Raw genomic sequence first — 846 nt, forward strand, 5'->3', positions numbered from 1 at the left:
ACCATTTCCGTTACTTCGCGGGCTGCATCCGCGCGCAGGAAGGCGGCATTTCGGAGATCGACCACGACACGGTCGCCTATCACTTCCACGAGCCGCTGGGCGTCGTCGGGCAGATCATCCCGTGGAACTTCCCGCTGCTGATGGCCTGCTGGAAGCTGGCGCCCGCGCTGGCGGCGGGCAATTGCGTGGTATTGAAGCCCGCCGAACAGACCCCAGCCTCGATCATGGTGCTGGCCGAACTGATCGGCGACCTGCTGCCCGAGGGCGTGCTCAACATCGTCAACGGCTATGGCGTCGAGGCGGGCAAACCGCTGGCCCAGAACCCGCGCATCGCCAAGATCGCCTTTACTGGCGAGACGACGACCGGCCAGCTCATCATGTCCTATGCGTCGGAAAACCTGATCCCGGTCACGCTGGAGTTGGGCGGCAAGAGCCCCAACATCTTCTTTTCCGACGTGGCTGCCGAGGACGACGATTATCTCGACAAGGCGATCGAGGGGTTCGCCATGTTCGCGCTCAACCAAGGCGAGGTCTGTACATGCCCCAGCCGCGCGCTGGTCCACGAATCCATCTATGATCGCTTCATGGAAAAGGCGGTCGCGCGGGTCGAGGCGATGATCCAGGGCGATCCGCTCGACCCCGCCACCATGGTCGGCGCGCAGGCCTCGCTGGAGCAGATGGACAAGATCCTCGGCTATCTCGACATCGGCCGCGACGAAGGCGCGAAGGTGCTAACCGGCGGCACGCGCAACCGGCCCGAGGGGCTGGAGGGCTATTACGTCAAGCCGACTGTGCTCAGCGGCCACAACAGGATGCGCGTGTTTCAGGAGGAAATCTTCGGCCCTG

Annotated in this window: 1 pseudogene; it reads left to right on the forward strand. The window is 63.9% G+C overall.

The features are described 5' to 3' along the window. Window positions 1-846 (forward strand): annotated as a pseudogene (gene adh, locus SSA01S_RS18890) (aldehyde dehydrogenase); the annotation flags it as partial.

Source organism: Sphingomonas sanguinis NBRC 13937 (assembly GCF_001591005.1).
Classification (GTDB): domain Bacteria; phylum Pseudomonadota; class Alphaproteobacteria; order Sphingomonadales; family Sphingomonadaceae; genus Sphingomonas; species Sphingomonas sanguinis.